At 74.1% G+C, this 16,405-nt stretch carries 17 protein-coding genes; 6 read left to right on the plus strand and 11 right to left on the minus strand.

Annotated features, from left to right (window positions below; all coding sequences use genetic code 11):
* Window positions 1-103: 103 nt before the first annotated feature.
* From ABZ807_RS28325 to coxB, 9 genes are read right to left on the minus strand one after another with little or no spacing between them, the layout of a single operon-like run.
* Window positions 104-1,837, minus strand: a complete 1,734-nt coding sequence (locus ABZ807_RS28325) for a cytochrome bc complex cytochrome b subunit (RefSeq protein WP_357164414.1) — start codon at window positions 1,835-1,837, stop codon at window positions 104-106.
* Window positions 1,834-2,703, minus strand: a complete 870-nt coding sequence (locus ABZ807_RS28330; protein ID WP_357164417.1) for a Rieske (2Fe-2S) protein — start codon at window positions 2,701-2,703, stop codon at window positions 1,834-1,836. Before ABZ807_RS28330 ends, ABZ807_RS28325 begins: the two co-directional genes overlap by 4 nt.
* Entirely contained in the window at window positions 2,700-3,530 is an 831-nt protein-coding gene (locus ABZ807_RS28335) for a c-type cytochrome (protein ID WP_357164420.1), read from the minus strand. The genes ABZ807_RS28330 and ABZ807_RS28335 overlap by 4 nt, the downstream gene beginning before the upstream one ends.
* A 3-nt stretch (window positions 3,531-3,533) precedes the next feature.
* A complete protein-coding gene (locus tag ABZ807_RS28340) occupies window positions 3,534-3,923 on the minus strand; it encodes a c-type cytochrome (RefSeq protein WP_357164423.1) in 390 nt (129 codons plus the stop codon).
* Window positions 3,923-4,810 (minus strand): cytochrome c oxidase assembly protein, encoded by an 888-nt coding sequence (locus tag ABZ807_RS28345; RefSeq protein ID WP_357164427.1) that lies wholly within the window; start codon window positions 4,808-4,810, stop codon window positions 3,923-3,925. Before ABZ807_RS28345 ends, ABZ807_RS28340 begins: the two co-directional genes overlap by 1 nt.
* Complete coding sequence (locus ABZ807_RS28350) at window positions 4,807-5,202, minus strand: hypothetical protein (RefSeq protein ID WP_357164430.1); 396 nt, start codon at window positions 5,200-5,202, stop codon at window positions 4,807-4,809. The genes ABZ807_RS28345 and ABZ807_RS28350 overlap by 4 nt, the downstream gene beginning before the upstream one ends.
* On the minus strand, window positions 5,202-5,828 hold the full coding sequence (locus ABZ807_RS28355; protein ID WP_357164433.1) for a heme-copper oxidase subunit III: 627 nt from the start codon (window positions 5,826-5,828) through the stop codon (window positions 5,202-5,204). The genes ABZ807_RS28350 and ABZ807_RS28355 overlap by 1 nt, the downstream gene beginning before the upstream one ends.
* The gene (gene ctaD, locus ABZ807_RS28360) at window positions 5,825-7,753 is read right to left on the minus strand and encodes a cytochrome c oxidase subunit I (RefSeq protein ID WP_357164436.1); all 1,929 of its coding nucleotides are present in this window, start codon (window positions 7,751-7,753) and stop codon (window positions 5,825-5,827) included. Before ctaD ends, ABZ807_RS28355 begins: the two co-directional genes overlap by 4 nt.
* Window positions 7,754-7,769: 16 nt before the next feature.
* Window positions 7,770-8,816 carry a cytochrome c oxidase subunit II gene (gene coxB, locus ABZ807_RS28365; RefSeq protein ID WP_357164439.1) on the minus strand — a complete coding sequence of 349 codons (1,047 nt, stop codon included), beginning with the start codon at window positions 8,814-8,816 and terminating at the stop codon, window positions 7,770-7,772.
* 131 nt (window positions 8,817-8,947) lie between these two features.
* Here coxB and ccsA point away from each other — a divergent pair, with 131 nt between their 5' ends.
* The 5 genes from ccsA to ABZ807_RS28390 are packed head-to-tail and all read left to right on the plus strand — an operon-like array spanning window position 8,948 to window position 13,538.
* A complete protein-coding gene (gene ccsA, locus ABZ807_RS28370) occupies window positions 8,948-9,715 on the plus strand; it encodes a cytochrome c biogenesis protein CcsA (protein WP_357164441.1) in 768 nt (255 codons plus the stop codon).
* Window positions 9,712-10,122: a cytochrome c maturation protein CcmE gene (locus ABZ807_RS28375; protein ID WP_357164444.1), complete on the plus strand. Its 411-nt coding sequence runs from the start codon at window positions 9,712-9,714 to the stop codon at window positions 10,120-10,122. Before ccsA ends, ABZ807_RS28375 begins: the two co-directional genes overlap by 4 nt.
* The gene (locus tag ABZ807_RS28380; protein ID WP_357164447.1) at window positions 10,112-12,040 is read left to right on the plus strand and encodes a cytochrome c-type biogenesis CcmF C-terminal domain-containing protein; all 1,929 of its coding nucleotides are present in this window, start codon (window positions 10,112-10,114) and stop codon (window positions 12,038-12,040) included. Before ABZ807_RS28375 ends, ABZ807_RS28380 begins: the two co-directional genes overlap by 11 nt.
* Entirely contained in the window at window positions 12,037-12,588 is a 552-nt protein-coding gene (locus tag ABZ807_RS28385) for a TlpA disulfide reductase family protein (RefSeq protein WP_357164450.1), read from the plus strand. Before ABZ807_RS28380 ends, ABZ807_RS28385 begins: the two co-directional genes overlap by 4 nt.
* Entirely contained in the window at window positions 12,585-13,538 is a 954-nt protein-coding gene (locus ABZ807_RS28390) for a cytochrome c-type biogenesis protein CcmH (protein ID WP_357164453.1), read from the plus strand. The genes ABZ807_RS28385 and ABZ807_RS28390 overlap by 4 nt, the downstream gene beginning before the upstream one ends.
* A 12-nt stretch (window positions 13,539-13,550) precedes the next feature.
* Here the strand turns inward: ABZ807_RS28390 and ABZ807_RS28395 are convergent, their stop codons facing one another.
* Window positions 13,551-13,730, minus strand: coding sequence for a hypothetical protein (locus ABZ807_RS28395; RefSeq protein ID WP_357164456.1), 180 nt, complete (start codon window positions 13,728-13,730; stop codon window positions 13,551-13,553).
* A gap of 188 nt (window positions 13,731-13,918) precedes the next feature.
* Between ABZ807_RS28395 and ABZ807_RS28400 the strand changes: the two genes are divergently transcribed.
* Window positions 13,919-15,259 (plus strand): serine hydrolase domain-containing protein, encoded by a 1,341-nt coding sequence (locus ABZ807_RS28400; protein WP_357164459.1) that lies wholly within the window; start codon window positions 13,919-13,921, stop codon window positions 15,257-15,259.
* Between the two features lie 28 nt (window positions 15,260-15,287).
* Here the strand turns inward: ABZ807_RS28400 and pip are convergent, their stop codons facing one another.
* Window positions 15,288-16,301: a prolyl aminopeptidase gene (gene pip / locus ABZ807_RS28405; RefSeq protein WP_357164462.1), complete on the minus strand. Its 1,014-nt coding sequence runs from the start codon at window positions 16,299-16,301 to the stop codon at window positions 15,288-15,290.
* Between the last annotated feature and the right edge of the window lie 104 nt (window positions 16,302-16,405).

Here is a 16,405-nt window from a genome sequence, read left to right on the forward strand (position 1 = left end):
CGGCACGATTTTCGCCATCGTGGCGGCGCGGCGGCGCACCCCGACCCGGGTCGCTCGGATCGCCCACCAGCCACGTCACGGCGGCCTCGATCCCTCCGGCGGGTCAGGGCCGGCCCGGTCGCCGGGGCGGCGGGTCATCCTCGGCCGGGGGCCGGCGCCGGTCGCGCCGCTGGCGCAGCGCCGCCACCAGCAGCGACACCCCCATGGCGGCATCACCCCAGCGACGCAGCGCGGCGCGGACCCGGCCCGGCGGCGCGGCGGGCGGCGGCCCGGGAACCACCACCCGGTCGACCCCGGGATAGGCCAGCCGGGCGGCCGACGCCGCCTCGTCCTCGGTCAGCACCGCCCGGTTACCCAGGAGGCTGACCCCGCCGGAGGAGTCCCGGTAGCGCCAGCGCCACACCTCGCCCTCCGGCCACAGCTCGATCCGCTCCCCCGGCCGGTCCGGTGCCGGCAGCTCCGGCTCGTCGCGGCCTTCCGGTGGAGCACCCGGCCCCCGTACGGTCCTCAGGTCCACCCGGGTCAGCGCGCCGACCCCGCCGGCGCCGCTGCGGCGCAGGGCCCGGGCGACCAGGAACGCGAGCGCCCCGGCGAGCACCGGCAGGACGAGGACCAGCACCCGCAGCGCCGACAGCACGTCGTAGACCGACACCCGCAGCAGCCGGGCGATGATGTCGTCGCCGGCCGAGATCACCAGCACGCCGTAGAAGGTCAGCGCGGCGACGCCGACACCGATGCGGACCGGGTGGTCGCGGGGGCGGTCCAGCAGGTGGTGCTGCCGCCGGTCCTTCGTCCGCAGCCGCTCGGCGAACGGCCAGGCGTACAGCGCCAGGAAGGTCAGCCCGCCGAGTACGACACCGGGGAAGAACGGCCCGGGCACCAGGTGGCCGGCGATCCGGATCTCCCAGGGCGGGAAGAGCCGCAGGGCGCCGTCGCCCCAGGCGACGTACCAGTCGGGTTGGGCGGGCATGGTGGCCTGTGCGGGCTCGAACGGGCCGTAGAGCCAGATCGGGTTGATCTGCACCAGCCCACCGAGCGCGAAGAGCACCGCCAGCACCCAGGCGAACAATGCCAGCGAGCGCAGCGTGTAGCTGGGCCACAACCGCGACCCGACCACGTTGTGCTCGGTGCGCCCGGGGCCCGGGAACTGGCTGTGTTTCTGCCGGACGATCATCGCCAGGTGCGCCGACACCAGCGCGACGAGGACGGCGGGCACCAGCAGCACGTGGGTGACGAACAACCGGGGGATCATCACGTCCGAGGGGAACTCGCCGCCGAGGGCGAGCGACGCCAGCCACGCCCCGACCAGGGGGATGGACTCCACCACGGACACGATGATCCGTAGCCCGAGGCCGGAGAGCAGGTCGTCCGGCATCGAGTACCCGGTGAAGCCGTTGGCCAGGGCCAGGGTCAGCATGGTGACCCCGACCAGCCAGTTGAGCTCCCGGGGCTTGCGGAAGGCGCCGGTGAAGTAGATCCGGATCAGGTGCACCACGATCGCGGCGACGAAGACGAGGGCGGCCCAGTGGTGGGTCTGCCGGATCAACATCCCGGCCCGGACATCCCAGCTCAGCCGCACCGTGGAGGCGTACGCGGCGGAGGTGGTGCTGCCGTCCAGCGGCGCGTACGAGCCGTGGTAGACGCGGTCGGCGGAGCTGGCGTCGAAGAAGAAGGTCAGGTAGACACCGGTGAGGATCAGCGCGACGAACGAGTAGAGGGCGATCTCCCCGAGCATGAACGACCAGTGGTCAGGGAAGACCTTGGCCAGCCCCCGGCGGGTGATCGGGGAGAGCCGGAGCCGGTCGTCCAACGCCCGGGCGAGTCGGTCGAGGATCACGGCCGGCTCCAGAAGCCGGCGCCGGGCGGGCCGGTGAAGTCACCCCTGGCCCGCAGGAACCCGTCCGGGCCGACCTCGATCGGCAGGCCGGGCAGCGACCGGGCGGCCGGGCCGGCGACCGGGCGGGCGTCGGCGTACAGGTTGAACGACGACTGGTGGCAGGGACAGAGCAGCCGTCCGGTGCCCTTGAGGTAGATCCGCACCGGGCAGCCGGCGTGGGTGCAGAGCAACGAATAGGCCACCAGCCCGCCGAGGTGGCCGCCGGAGGGTGGCCGGGCGAAGCGTTCCGGCTCCAGCCGCACCGCGAACGCGGGAGCGTCACCGGCGTCCAGGCGCCCCTCCGGGAACACCCCGACCATGGTGTTCGCCGGCACGTCCTCGGGCCGCAGGGGGCGCCCGTCACTGGTCACCAGCCGGACGTCCGGCCCCCACGGGGTGTCCTTCAACGCCTCGACCGGGCGGGTCCGGTCCCACGGCAGCAGCGACCGCAGCGGGAACAGCGCCGCGGCGCCGAGCGCGGTCAGCGCCACGCCGAGCGCGGCGAGCAGGCCGCGGCGCCGTACCGGGCTGTCCGGCGCGGTGAGCGCCGCGGCGGTCATCGCCTGCTCCGTCGGGGCCGGGGTGAACCCCTCGTGCTCCTCGACGTAGCCGCCGACCGGGACCAGGCGCCGGCCCCAGATGGCGAGGCCGACTGCCAGACCGGCGAAGGCCACCGCCAGGCAGATCCCTTCCCACTGGGTCTGGCCGCCCAGTCCGTAGGTCACCGCGAACCCGACGGCGCCGGCGGCGCTGGTCAGGAAAGCGAGCACGATCCGCCGGCTCACCCCCGGCGGGCCGGCCGGTACGGGCCGGCGGCTGCCGTTCACTCCCCCGCCCTCCTGCCCAGCCAGCGGGCCGCCGCGACGAGCAGCCCGAGCACCGCGATCCAGGCGACCAGGCCCTCGGCCAGCGGACCGAGCCGCCCGAGCGGGTTCCCGCCCCGGTCCAGCCGCTCGGTCCGCAACCGCCGCAGGTAGCTGGCGACGTCGTTGACCTGCTGGTCGGTCAGCACCTGGCTGGGGAACACCGGCATGAGTCCGGGGCCCACCCGTACCGCCTCGGCGACCTGCACCGCCGTCGCCTCGTACAGCGGCGGGACGATCCAGCCGTCGGTCAGCTCGCCGCCGGAGCCCGTCGCACCATGGCAGGGGGCGCAGTTGGCGGCGAAGATCTCCCGTCCGGCGCTCGCGCTGCCCGGGGCGACCTGCGGGATCCGTGGTCCGCCGCCGCCGAAGCTGGCGACGTGGTCGACCATGGCGGCGATCTCGCCGGCCGAGAAGACCGGCTCGGACCGGCGGGGCTGCCGCATCTCGTACGGGATTGGCATCCGGCCGGTGGAGAGCTGGAAGTCCACCGAGGCGGGCCCCACGCCCACCAGGGATGGTCCGCGTTGCGTGCCCTGGCCCTGCTGGCCGTGGCAACTGGCGCACTGCTGCCGGTAGAGCGCGGTGCCACGGTCACCGGCGCTCGGCGCCGGTGTCGGCTGCCCGGTGGCGACGCCGCCGGCTGTCGGTGCGGCGCCGGCCGCGCCGCCGGGCGTCGGCCGCGCGGCCAGCGCCGCTGGCCCGGTGCCGAGCACCAGCACCGCGCCGACCGCGAGCGCCCGGCGCGGATGCCAGCGCCGCTGTCGACCACCCACCGCTCGCTGTCGCACGGCTCAGTCCAGGGTGAAGAGGTAGGCGGCGATGTCCTGGGCGTCGATCGGGCTCACGCCGAGGTTGGGCATGGCGGTGCCCGGCTCGACCGACTGCGGGTCGGCGATCCAGTGCCGCAGGTTGTCGCCGTTGTTCACCAGTGAGCCGGCGATGTAGGAGCGTGCGCCGAACCGGGTCAGCGGCGGCCCGACCAGGCCGTTCGCCCGATCGATGCCCGGGATGGTGTGGCAGGAGCCGCAGCCGTACTGGGCGATCAGCGCGGCGCCGCGGGCGGGTCGGCCGGCGCGCACCTCCGGCGGCGGGGGCGGGTCCGTGCTGGCGCAGCCGGGGGCGGCGAGCAGGACGGGCAGGACCAGCAGCGCCGCCCACCGGGTACGGATCCGCGTCGTCATCATCCGACTCCCTCGGTACGCGCCACCGGCACCACCCCGCCCGGTTCCGGGGAGGTCACCTGGTCCGGCCGCCGCCCCTGCAGCATCAGCAGCCAGCGCAGGAAGACGGCCAGCGTGGCGACCAGCACCGCCACGTCCATCGGGGCCCACATCAGCAGGCCGGCGAGCTGCTGGTCGGCGAGCGGGTCGGGGCCGAGCACCCGGAGCGGGTAGACGGGCTGCGGCGCGAAGGTGAGCACCGCGCCCAGGGCCGAGGCCGGCAGCATGGTGCCGACCAGCAGCAACATCGCGGCGGGGGTGGGCAGCCGGTGCCGGGCCACGCCGAGCACCGGCGCCCAGATCAGCCAGGCGGCGCCGAGGAAGCAGGCGTGTTCCAGCGCGTGCAGGGCGGGCTGCTCCAGCGCGGCCAGGTAGGGCCCGGGAAGGTGCCAGAACCACAGCACCAGCGTCTGCCCGCCGCCGGCGGCGAGCGCTGTGGTGCTCGGTCGACGCAGCCACCGGGCCGGCGGGCTGGTCCGGAGTCGGGCCAGCCGTCGGCGCAGCGGCGCCGGGCAGGCCAGGGTCAGCGGCAGCCCGGCCCCGCCGGTGGCGAGCAACGGCCCGGCGACCAGCATCAGGACCATGTGTTGCGTCATGTGGCCGGTGAAGGAGCGCTCGACGAACCCGGCCGCCGGTCCGTTCTGGGCGGCCAGCGCGATCACCAGTCCGCCGGCGAACGCGCCGACCCGCCAGCCGGGCAGCACCCCGCCCGCGCCGCGCCGGGCCCACAGCTCGTGCACCCCGCGTCCGTAGCCGGCGGCGAGCAGGGCGACCGCCGCGGCGAGCAGGATGGCCAGCAGCCCGGCCAGGACGGACGGGTCGGCCGGCGGGCCGCCGTTCGCGCTCACCGCTGGCATGGCGGCAGCACCAGCAGGGCGGCCCCGCCCAGCACGATGATGGTCAGGAAGAGCAGGTTCGACCAGATCCCCAGCACGGCGAGCATCCGGCTGCGCCCCAGCGAGCGGTCTTCCCCGGGCTGAGGCGGGCTGGTACGTCGCCAGACGAGGGCGGCGGCCAGCAGCGCGCCGACGGTGGCCAGCGCGGGCAGCACCACCGCCAGCGCGACGACCAGGCGCAGGGAGACCGCGCCGACGCGTTCGGAGCCGCCGGCACAGGTCAGCTCGTCCACGCCCCAGGCGCCGAACAGGTGCACCGCCCAGGCCAGCGCCCCGCCGAGGACTGCGTACCATAGCAGCAGCCCGCCGGTGAGCCGGGCGCGGGGGCCGGGATGCGCGCCCATCACAGTCTCGGCGACAGGTAGACGGTGAACAGGATGGCGGCCCAGACGATGTCGACGAAGTGCCAGTAGATGGCGACGTTGCGCACCCGGTCGTGGCGGTACGCGCCGAAGGTGCCGCCGCGCAGCGAGGCGGCCAGCAGCCAGCAGATCATCGTCAGCCCGACCAGGACGTGCAGGCCGTGGAAGCCGGTGATGAGGTAGAACAGCGAGCCGTAGGCGTCGGTGGTCATGGTGAACTCGCGCAGCGTCTGGGCGTACTCGGTGGCCAGCAGGGTCAGGAAGGTCGCCCCGAGCAGCAGGGTGGCCGCCAGGCCGGAGCGCAGCCGCCAGCGTTGGCCGTGCCGGATGCCGTGCTCGGCCCAGATCATCGGGAGGCTGCTGGGCAGCAGCACCGCGGTCATCACCAGCGGACGCAGCAGCGTGGGTTCCCTGATGCCGCCGGGGGGCCACGGGGAGCCGTACTGGAAGCGCAGGTAGTAGTAGCTGCCGAGCAGGCAGGCGAAGAGGATTGCCTCGGTGGCGACGACGAGGACCATGCCCCACCAGCCCGTGGAGCGGCCGACCGGCAGTTCGGTGGTGAGCGCCTCGGTGCCGGTGGCCGCTGCGATGCCTTCCCGTGCGCTCACGGGCTCACCCCGAGTTCCCGGTCCGGGCGCCGCGGCGGCCAGAGCCAGACGGCCAGGGTCGCGGCCACCGCCAGTACGGCCACGGCGGCGACCGGGTACCAGGCGAGGAGCATCGCGGTGAAGAAGACGAGCAGTCCCAGCGCGAGCAGCAGCGGTTGCAGGGACGGCTCGGGCATCTCCGCCGCCCGCTCGCGCCGGCCGTCCAGCTCGCTGGTGAACAGTGTCCTGCGTCCGTCGGCGAGGATCCGGTCCGCGGTGGCATCGGCGCCCATCGAGGACCGGGTGGCGTCGTCCCAGGTCGGGTGCACGCTGTGCACCAGGGGAAGGACCGGGAAGTTGTACGCCTTCGGCGGCGAGTCGGTGGACCACTCCAGGCTGTCGCCGCCCCACGGGTCCGGCGGCGCGGGCCTGCCCCGCCGGATGGCGTGGACCATGCCGGCCAGCACGAGCAGCAGCCCGAGCGCGAGCAGGTACGACCCAGCGGTGCTGACCAGATTCCAGCCGCCCCAGCCCGGCTCGCCGCGGTAGGTGTAGACCCGCCGCGGCATGCCGAAGAGGCCGTAGAGGTGCATCGGGAAGAACGTGACGTGCATGCCGGCGAAGACCAGCCAGAATGCCCACCGGCCCAGCCGCTCGTGGTACATCCGGCCGGTGATCTTCGGCAGCCAGTAGTAGGCGCCGGCGAGCATCGGGAAGACCGCCCCGCCGATCAACACGTAGTGGAAATGCGCCACCACGAAGTACGAGTCGGTGACCTGCTGGTCGAACGCGGTCAGCGCGAACATCGCCCCGGTGAGGCCGCCGAGCACGAAGGTCACGATGAACCCGATGAGGAACAGCAGCGGGACGCGGAGCACCACCCGGCCGAGCAGCATGGTGGCCAGCCAGGCGAAGATCTGGATGCCGGACGGGATGGTGATGACCGTGCTGGCCGCGCTGAAGAAGCTGTACGACAGTTGCGGCAGCCCGGTGGCGAACATGTGGTGCACCCACACGCCGAAGGAGATGATCGCGATGGACACGATGGAGAGCACGACCAGGGCGTAGCCGACCACACCGCGGCGGGTGAAGGCGGGCAGCACCGCCGAGACGATGCCCAGCGCCGGCATCACGATGATGTAGACGTCCGGGTGCCCGAAGATCCAGAACAGGTGCTGCCAGAGCAGCACGTTGCCGGCGGCCTGCGGGTCGAAGAAGTGGGTGCTGAACCGGCGGTCGAGGAAGAGCATCGCGTTGTCCACGTTCAGCGCGGGCAGCGCGAAGATCACCATGAAGGCGGTGGCGACGATGGCCCACACGAACAGCGGCACCCGGTTGAGGGACATGCCGGGGGCGCGCAGCTTGAGCGCGGTGACGATGAAGTTGATGGACGCGGCGGTGGTGGCGATGCCGAGGAAGAGCAACCCGAGGGTGTAGACGTCGATGTGCAGGCCGGGGTTGTTCTGCTCCCCGGTCAGCGGCACGTAGGCGAACCAGCCGCCGTTCGGGGCCGCGCCGAAGGGCAGGCTCGCCCACATGAAGAGCCCGGCGAACAGGAAGATCCAGTAGCCGAGCGCGTTGAGCTTCGGGAAGGCCATGTCCCGGGAGCCGATCATCAACGGGACCAGGAAGTTGCCGAAGCCGAAGAGCATCGGCGTCGCGAACAGGAAGATCATCGCGGTGCCGTGCATCGTGAAGAGCTGGTTGTACTCCTGCGGCGAGAGCAGCCGGGACTCCGGGCGGGCGAGCTGGGTGCGCATGACCAACGCGCTGATCCCGGCGAGCGCGAAGAACAGCCCGGCGGTGACCAGGTAGCGCCGCCCGATCTTCTTGTGGTCGACGGTGCTGAGCCAGGAGCGCAGCGAGGGGCGTTCCTCCCAGCGCTCCGCCAGCCGGGTCAGGTCCTCCTGGCTGGCGCCGTCGACCGGCGCGGCGGTCGTGGACATCTCTCCTCCTCCCCGGCTACTTCAGCGACTGCAGGTACGCGACGAGATCGGGCAGCCGGGCGGCTTCCACCGGCTGCGGCGGCATGTAGGCGCCCGGCTTGACGGTCTGCGGGTTGGCGATCCAGCCGCCCAGGTGACCGCCGTCGTTGGGCACCGCGCCGGCGCCGATGCTCCACCGCGAGCCGACGTCCGAAAGGTCGGGGCCGACCCGCCCGTCCGCCGGGGTGCCCCGGATGGCATGGCAGCCGGCGCAGCTGGCCTGGACGAAGGCCTGCTGACCACGGCGCTGGGCGTCGGTCTCCGGCTGCCGGGCGGTCGAGCCGAGCCGGGCCAGCCAGGCGTCGAAGTCGGCGCGCGGCTCGGCCACGACCAGGAACGCCATGTGGGCGTGCTGGGTGCCGCAGTACTCGGCGCACTGGCCGCGGTAGCGGCCCGCCCGCTGTGCCTGCAGCCAGGTCTCGCGCATCTCGCCGGCGATCAGGTCGGTCTTGGGCATCAGTTGCGGCACCCAGAAGCTGTGCAGCACGTCGGCCGTGCGCAGCCGCACCCGGACCCGTTCCCCGACCGGGATGTGCAGTTCATTGGCGGTGGCGCCGTCGATGCCCGGCACCCGTACCTCCCACCACCACTTGTGACCGGTGACCTCGATCGTCGGTGCCTGGGGGCCGGGGCCGTGGCCGAGCGCGGCCAGGTCGCGCAGGCCGACGGCGTAGACCGCGACCAGGATCACCAGCGGCAGGCCGGCGCCGGCGACCGCCACGAAGCGCAGCGGCTGCCCGTGCCGGACCCGGGTGTCCCGGCCCCGGCGAAACACCAGGGCCCAGACCAGCAGGGCCATGACCTCGACGAAGACCGCCGTCGAGATCCAGAACAGCAGCCACCACAGGTTCGCGACCCGGGCCGCACCGGAACCGGCCGGGTCCAGTGCCGACGGCGCGTCACCCGCGCAGCCGCCGAGCAGGAACACCCCGGCGAGCAGCGTCATCCGGACGACCCGCCCGTTGCGGCGGCGCCGCCGGGACCGCCGGGAGCCGGCGTTCGTCGCGTCGCGTGTCGTGTCCACCGGCACCGACCATAGGCACTTTGGCGGCTTGCGTAGGCGTTTATAGGCAATAGGGCGGAACCGCACTTGATGCCGGATTAGAGTCGTGACCCGAGGACCGGGCAAGCGCCGACGGCGCGGACAGGGAGATCATGCGAGCCTCCACCGTGGACCTGATCGCCGACAACCCGGGCGGGGCGGCCGGCCGCCGGACGCTGGCCTGGGCCGCCGGGGGACTCGGCGGAGCCGCGGCGCTGGCCGGTGGGCTCCTGGCGCCGGTCGACGCGATCCAGGGCACGGCGCAACGACTGATGTACCTGCACGTGCCGGCCGCCTGGGCGGCGTACGCGGCGTTCGCCGTCGTGCTGGCCGCCAGCGGCGCGTACCTGATCGGCCGTGACCTGCGCTGGGACCGGTTCGCCCGGGCGGCGGCCGAGATCGGCGTGGTGCTCACCGCGCTCGCCATCGGCACCGGATCGCTGTGGGGTCGGTTGGTCTGGGGCACCTGGTGGGCCTGGGATCCCCGGCTGGTCAGCACCGCGCTGCTGCTCCTCGCGTACGCCGGCTACCTTGCGCTCCGGCGGACCGTGGCGGAGCGGAGCGGTGCCCGCGACGGCGCCGACCACCGGGTGGCCCGGCTCGCGGCCGTCGTCGGCGTCGCCGGCTTCCTGCTCGTCCCGGTGGTGCACTTCTCGGTCGTCTGGTGGCGGTCGCTGCACCAGCAGGCCACCATCCTCGCCCCGCAACGCCCACCGATCGACCCACGGATGGCGCTGGTGCTGCTGCTCGCTGTGGCCGCCGCGACCGCCGCCGCGACCGCCGTCCTGCTGCACCGGGTGGTGCGGCTCGAACGCCGGCTCGCCGCGCCCCCGCCGGCGCCGTCCCGGCGGGGCGGGCGCGTGCCGGCAAGGGCCCGATGATCCGCAGGCGGACCGGCCGCATCACCCTGGTCGGCGTGCTCCTCGCCGCCGGCGGGGTGCTGGTCACCGGCGCGCTGCGGGACACGCTCACCTACTACCGCACCCCGGGCGAGGTGCTCACCGACCCGGGGGCCACCCGGGAGCGGGTCCGGCTGGGCGGCGAGGTGGTCCCCGGATCGCTGCGACGCGACGGCGACCTCGTGGTGTTCCGGCTCGCGGCGGCCGGCCGGGAGATCACCGTACGGCAGCGCGGGGTGCCCCCGGAGACCTTCCGGGAGGGCGAGGACGCCGTCGTCGAGGGCACCCTGGCCGTCGACGGGATCTTCCGCGCCGACCAGGTGCTGGTCCGGCACGGCAACGAGTACCGGCCGTCCGCCGCCCCGACGGAGCCGCCGGATGCTCGCTGACCTCGGCACCGCCACCCTGGCGGCCGGGCTGCTCTGCGCCACGCTCGCCGCGCTGCTCTGGCTGCGGGTGGCGCTCGTCGGCGCACCGGCGCGACCGGCCCGGCTGGCCACCACCGGCTGCCTGCTCAGCGCCGTCGCGGCCTGCGCTGCGCTGGAGACGGCGCTGCTGCGGCACGACTTCGGCGTACGGTTCGTGGCCGAGAACGGTGGACGGCAGGTGCCCGTCTTCTACACGGTCACCAGCCTCTGGTCGGCGCTCGACGGGTCGCTGCTGCTCTGGCTGCTGGTGCTCGGCGGATACGCCGCGCTGCTCGCCCGCCGCGCCTACCCCGTCCGGCTGCACGCGTACGCCATGGTGGTGGTCAGCGCGGTGACCGCGTTCTTCTTCGTGCTCTCCCACATCGCGGCGAACCCGTTCCGGGCGGTGCACCCGGCGCCCCTCGACGGCCCCGGGCCCAACCCGCTGCTCCAGCAGCACCCGGCCATGGGTGTGCACCCGCCCCTGCTGTATGCCGGCTACCTCGGTCTGGTGGTGCCGTTCGCGCTCGCGCTGGCCGCGCCGCTGGCCGGCCGGGACGGGCGGGACTGGCTGCGCCTGGCCCGGCCATGGACGTTGGCGGCCTGGTCGGCGCTGACCGCCGGCATCGGGCTCGGCGCCTGGTGGTCGTACGCGGTGCTGGGCTGGGGCGGCTACTGGGCCTGGGACCCGGTCGAGAACGCCTCCCTGCTGCCCTGGCTCACCGCCACCGCCTTCCTGCACACGACCCTCGGCCGGCCCGCCCGGCGGGCCGGGTGGAACCGCGCCCTGGCCGGTGCCAGCTTCCTGCTGGTGCTGCTCGGCACCTTCCTGACCCGCTCCGGCGCGGTGGCCAGCGTGCACGCCTTCACCGACTCCCCGCTGGGGCCGATGCTGCTCGGCCTCGTGTTGCTGGCGGTGCTGGCGTCCGCCGTGCTGGCCGGCCGGGGACCGCGGCGACCCACGCCCGGCCGGCCCGACCCACTGCTGTCCCGCGGTACCGCCGTCCTGATCAACGGCGTCCTGCTGGTCACCATCGCCGCGGCGGTGCTGATCGGCACCGTCTTCCCGCTGCTCGCCGAGCCCCTGACCGGCAGCCGCGCCTCGGTCGGACCGGGCTACTACCAGCGCACGGCGGTCCCACTGGCGATCGTCCTGCTCCTGCTGATGGGAGTGACCCCGGCGCTGCGGGTCCGTGACCGCGCCGAGGCACTCCGTCGGTTGGCCCTGCCGGGGGCTGCGGCGCTGGCCACCGTGGCCGTGGTGGGGCTGCTCAGCCGGCCCGGCCGGCCCGCGCTCACCGCCTTCGGCGCGGCGGCGTTCGTGCTGGCCGGGGCTGCCGGCCAACTGGCCGGGCGGCGTGCCGGAGCCGCCCGGTCGGTCCGGTGGGCTGGCGTACTGGCCCATGCCGGGCTCGCCCTGGTCGCGGTCGGGGTGGCAGGCTCGTCCGCCTACAGTCAGTCCGGCGAGCGGAGCCTGCGCATCGGCGAGACCATGCGGACCGGCGACGTGTCGGTCCGCCTGCTCTCTGTCGAGCGCTCCACCGGCGGGGGTGACATGTCGGTCCGGGCCCGGCTCCGCCTCGTCGGGGCGGACGGTCGGCAGCGGACCGTCGCCCCGGCACTGCGCTACCATCCGGCCCGGGACACCGCCGTCACCGTCCCCGTGATCGACACCGGCCTGCGCCGGGACACCTACGTGACGCTGCTCGCGGTCGCCGCCGACGGCGGCAGCGCCACCCTGCGGCTGGCGGTGAATCCGCTGGTCAGCCTCCTGTGGTGCGGTGGTGCGCTGACCACCGGCGGAGGACTGCTCGCGCTGGCCGGCGGCGCCGCCCGTCGTCGCCGACGCGCGAAGGCCGGGACGTCCGCCGTGCCGGTCGGTGTGGGGGTACCGGCATGAGCCGGTCCGGCGTCCCCCGACCGTGGTGGCGCCGGCCGCCGGTGGGCGCGGCGCTCGCGCTGGCCCTCGCCGTCGGTGCCGTGCTCGCCCTGCGTCCGACGTCCGCCCCGACGGGTGGGGACTCCGCGAGCGCGCCGGCGCCCGCGCTCGCCGGCGCCACCCTGGACGGGGGACGGTTCGACCTGGCCGACGCCCGTGGCCAGGTGGTGCTGGTGAACGTCTTCGCCTCCTGGTGCGGACCCTGTAGGGACGAGCTGCCGCTGCTGGCCGAGGCCGAACGGCGCTGGTCCGACCGGGGTGTGCGGCTGGTCGGCCTGGACGTGCGCGACGGTGCCGAGGCGGTCCGCGCGCTGCTGGCGGAGACCGGTACGACCGAGCTGGTCGTGCTGCCGGACCCGGACGGCACCCGGTCGGTCGACTGGGGGGTGCGGGGGGTACCGGAGACGTTCGTGGTGGACCGGCAGGGCCGGATCGCCGCCCGCCAGCGGGGCGTGGTCACCGCCCGGTGGTTGGAGCAGCAGGTGACGCCGCTGCTGGGGGCGCCATGAGGTGGCGGCGGACGCTCGGGGCGCTCGTGCTGGTGGCACTGCTCGCCGCGGCCGGCACGGCGCTGGTCAGGTCCACCGGCCCGGCGGGTCGGTCCGACCCGGTGGAGGCGGTGGCGGCCAGCCTGCGCTGCCCCGCCTGCCAGGGCGAGTCGGTGGTCGACTCCCGCTCGCCGATCGCGGCGTCGATGCGGCAGGTGGTGGCGGACCAGGTGGCGCAGGGGCGCAGCCCGGACGAGATCCGGCGCTGGTTCGTCCAGCGCTACGGCGAGGAGGTGCTGGCCGATCCCCCTGCCCGTGGCGTTTTCCTGCTGCTCTGGGCCGTACCCGTGCTGGTTCTGCTCGGGGTCTGCTACGCCGCCGTGCGGACCGCGCGCCCCCGCGGCGGGCCGGCCACCCGCCAACCGGCGGCCGACCGGCCGGTCGGGCCCGGACTCTCCGGCCGCACCGCCGGGCGGGCCTGGTGGGCGGCCTCGCTCGGCCTGGTCGCGACGATGGCCTCGGTGACGGTCGCGGCCCGCCAGCTCGACCGGCCCGCGCCGGCGGCACCGGCCGACCCGGTCACCGTCGCGGTGCGGCTGGCCCAGGACCTGGAACAGCAGCAGCGGTACGCCGCGGCCGCGCAGATGTACGGGGAGGCGCTGCGGGACCGGCCGGACGACACTGTCCGGCTGCGGCTCGCCTTCGCGCTGCTCCGGTCCGGCGACGCGACCGGGGCGGAGCGGACCTCACGCGACGTGCTGACCCGCTCCCCCGACTCCCCCGACGGCCTGCTCGTGCTCGGCCTCGCCCAGCGCGGCACCCACCCCACCGACGCGCCCGGCACCCTGCGTCGGTTCCTGGCCGTCGCCCCCGAGCACCCGGCCGCCGCCGAGATCCGGCGGCTGCTGGCCGGGGCGTCCCCGACGGCGGGTGGGACACCGGCCCCCCGCCCGGCGGCAGCCACCGGTTGACGCCGGGACGGTTCAGGGAGCCCGGCGGGACCTGGCGACCAGGTAACCGAGCGCCAGGCCGGCCGCCAGCATGACGGCCGCCCGGCCGGAGAGCGCCGAGCGGAGCTTGCTCAGCCCCTGCCGCGGGTCGACCACCGTGCCCGCCATGTCGCCAGCCGTGCCCACCAGCACGTCACCGAACCGACCCTTCATCGCCGCACCGCCGCTCTCCTGCCGGATGTCGTCGCCGCGCCGTACCCGAAAGACGGGCGATCAAACGCGTCCGGCCACCGCCGGGCGGCCGGTGACGACCGTGACGGCAGGGATCGCAGTGGCGGTCACGAATCGCCGGGTGCAGGGCAGACCTGTCTTCTCAGCAGGCGGGATGGCATGATCGCTGCGTGCCGATCAATCGTCGCTCGATGTTCGGGCTGGGGCTGTCCGCTGCCGCCGCGGCGCTCACCGGCTGTCAGTCGAAGCCTTCCGCGGGGCAGGCCAGCTCGTGGCAGACGCCGAGCGCTTCCGCGGCGGGCCAGGGTGGCGCTGCGGCCACCGGGCCCGTTGTCCGCACGTCACCGGTCAGCCAGCGGCTGACCACCGTGCTCAGCGGCTACCTGAAGCCGACCAGCCAGAATCCCTCGTACCCGATGTACGCCGGGGCGGTGGCGTTGGCTGCCAGCGGCGGGCAGGCGTACGCGCAGGTGGCCGTCGGCGAGGCCCTCCGCTTCGGTGCCGGGCCGGTGCTCCTGCCCGCCGCCGACCGGGTCCGGATGCGCCCCGACTCCATCTTCGACCTCGCCTCGATCACGAAGGTCTACACGTCCATCCTCGCCCTGCAGCAGGTGGACAAGGGCCGCATCGACCTCGACGCGCCGGTCGTGACGTACCTGCCGGAGTTCACCGGCGCCGGCAAGTCGGCCGTCACCGTGGCGATGCTGCTGACACACACCAGCGGCCTCCCCGTCGGCGCCAAGGTGACCGGCTACTCCACCCTGGCCGAGAAGTGGCAGGCCGTCCTGGCCACCCCGCTGGTCAGCGGCGCCGTGCCAGGGAAGGTGTTCCGCTATTCGAGTGTCGGTCTCATGGTCGTCGGCAAGCTGGTGGAGCAGGTCACCGGGCAGCGCCTCGACCAGGCGCTGAAGACCGGGCTGACCGACCCTCTCGGCCTGCGCTGGACCGGCTTCAACCCGAACACCTGGCTCAGCGCCACCGACCGGGCCACCCGGCTGGTCGCCACCGACGCCCGGTCCTCCCGCGGGCTGCTCCGCGGCGTGGTGCACGACGATGTGGCCAACCACCTGGACGGCATCGCCGGGCACGCCGGCATCTTCAGTACCGCCCAGGAGGTCGCCGTCGTCGGCCAGCTGCTGCTCGACGGCGGCACCTACGGCGGACAGCGGATCCTGGCCGAGAGCACTGTCCGCCGGATGCTGACCAACGCCAACGCCGGACTGCCCGCCGTCGACCCGGAACGACCGAACCGGACCGCCGACCACGGGCTCGGCGTGGTGCTGCACCAACCATGGTTCATGGGCCGGCTCAGCAAGCCCACCACCTTCGGGCACACCGGCTTCACCGGCACATCGCTTCTGGTCAGCCCCGCCCGCAAGCTCGTGTTCGTCCTCCTCACCAACCGAGCCCACCCCAACTGGAGCTGGGCCAACCCCGACCCGGTGCGGGTCGCGACCGCCAACGTCCTGGCCCGCCTGCCGATCCTGTCGGCCACCACGACCAGAGGATGAGCGGCTGACCCCTGCCCGTCGTGTTCGCCTACGAGTCGGGCCTGGTCCGGCCCGGCTGGGCGGCCCGAGGATCGCGCGGCGCGGCGAGCAGGTCGGCGAACCGGTCGGTCGCCGCGACGAGCGCGCGGGTGATACCCGGTTCGAGGGAGGAGTGGCCGGCGTCGGGCACGATCCGCAGTTCCGCCTCGGGCCAGCGCCGCGCCAGGTCATACGCGGTGACCGGTGGGCAGCAGAGGTCGTAGCGTCCCTGGACCAGCACCGTGGGAACCTGACGGATCCGGTCGACGCCATCGAGCAGTTGCGTCTCACTGTCGAAGAAGCCCCGGTGCAGCACGTAGTGGGAAAGGATCCGCGCCATCGGCAGAGCGTGCTCGTCCTGGGTCAGGTGGGCGATCAGGTCCGAATCACCGCGCAGCGACGAGTTCACCGCCTCCCATCGCCCCCATGCCGCAGCGCACGCCCGAGCCTCCTCGACGTCGGCGCCGTGCAGGCGCCGGTGGTAGGCGGCCAGCACGTCGTCGCGCTCGGCGTATGGGATGGGCGCGGTGAAACGCTCCCACTCCTCCGGCTGCAGGTGGTTCAGGCCGTGCTGGTAGAACCATTCCCGCTCGCTACGGCGCATCAGGTAGATGCCGCGCAGGATCAGGCCGGTGACCCGGGTCGGATGGGTCTGCGCGTATGCCAGGCCGAGCGTGGCGCCCCACGAGCCGCCGAACACCAGCCAGGACTCGATGCGCAGTCGCCGGCGGATCACCTCCAGGTCGTCGACGAGGTGCCAGGTGGTGTTGTCGTGGAGGCTGCCCAGCGGCGTGCTCTGCCCCGAGCCACGCTGGTCGAACAGGACCACCCGGTAGCGGTCCGGATCGAAGAACCGCCTCGCCCCCGGAACGAGACCGCCGCCCGGACCACCGTGCAGGAACACCGCCGGAATGCCGTCCGGTCTGCCGATCTCCTCCACGTACAGCTCATGGCCGCCGCCCACGGGTATCCGGTGCGTGGCGTAGGGCTCGACCGGCGGGTACAGGCCGTTGGCGGTGGTCACCGCAGACACCTGCTTCCTACTTTTTGCTCATTGTTGAGCGGTTCGGATAATTCGCTCTCCGCCCGGCCGTGGTGGCCGCGCTGGAGTCCTGGACCGGCAGTCTG

It is taken from the genome of Micromonospora sp. NPDC047548 (genome assembly GCF_040642975.1).
GTDB lineage: Bacteria > Actinomycetota > Actinomycetes > Mycobacteriales > Micromonosporaceae > Micromonospora.

What these genes read in the sequence shown, in the direction of transcription:
- ccsA (WP_357164441.1), top strand. Translation starts at nt 8,948, where the DNA reads ATGCGAGCCTCCACCGTGGACCTGATCGCCGACAACCCGGGCGGGGCG.
- ABZ807_RS28350 (WP_357164430.1), bottom strand. Translation starts at nt 5,202, where the DNA reads ATGGGCGCGCATCCCGGCCCCCGCGCCCGGCTCACCGGCGGGCTGCTG.
- ABZ807_RS28380 (WP_357164447.1), top strand. Translation starts at nt 10,112, where the DNA reads ATGCTCGCTGACCTCGGCACCGCCACCCTGGCGGCCGGGCTGCTCTGC.
- ABZ807_RS28340 (WP_357164423.1), bottom strand. Translation starts at nt 3,923, where the DNA reads ATGACGACGCGGATCCGTACCCGGTGGGCGGCGCTGCTGGTCCTGCCC.
- ABZ807_RS28390 (WP_357164453.1), top strand. Translation starts at nt 12,585, where the DNA reads ATGAGGTGGCGGCGGACGCTCGGGGCGCTCGTGCTGGTGGCACTGCTC.
- ABZ807_RS28395 (WP_357164456.1), bottom strand. Translation starts at nt 13,730, where the DNA reads ATGAAGGGTCGGTTCGGTGACGTGCTGGTGGGCACGGCTGGCGACATG.
- ABZ807_RS28375 (WP_357164444.1), top strand. Translation starts at nt 9,712, where the DNA reads ATGATCCGCAGGCGGACCGGCCGCATCACCCTGGTCGGCGTGCTCCTC.
- ABZ807_RS28385 (WP_357164450.1), top strand. Translation starts at nt 12,037, where the DNA reads ATGAGCCGGTCCGGCGTCCCCCGACCGTGGTGGCGCCGGCCGCCGGTG.
- ctaD (WP_357164436.1), bottom strand. Translation starts at nt 7,753, where the DNA reads ATGTCCACGACCGCCGCGCCGGTCGACGGCGCCAGCCAGGAGGACCTG.